General features: G+C 66.7%; 1 protein-coding gene. It reads left to right on the top strand.

What is annotated here, in order from left to right; translation table 11 throughout:
* Nucleotides 1–255 (top strand): cellulose binding domain-containing protein (locus QCZ28_RS34465; RefSeq protein WP_279520527.1); only part of this gene is annotated, 255 nt, incomplete at both ends.

The following is a 255-nucleotide window of genomic DNA, read 5'->3' as shown; positions in this document are numbered from 1 at the left end:
AGTGGCAGGGCGGATTCGGCGCGAATGTCACCATCACCAATCTCGGTGACGCGGTGACGGGTTGGACGCTGACCTGGCGCTACGACGCGGGACAGACGGTCACGCAGGCGTGGAACGCGACGGTGACCCAGAGCGGTGCCGCTGTCACCGCGAAGAATGTCGGCTACAACGGTGCCTTGCCGACCAACGGGGTGGTCTCGTTCGGTTTCAACGGCTCGTGGACCGGCAGCAACCCCGCTCCGGGCACGTTCGCGG

It is taken from the genome of Micromonospora sp. DH14 (assembly GCF_029809455.1).
GTDB lineage: Bacteria > Actinomycetota > Actinomycetes > Mycobacteriales > Micromonosporaceae > Micromonospora > Micromonospora parva.
This window is presented reverse-complemented; position numbering and strand designations above follow the sequence as displayed.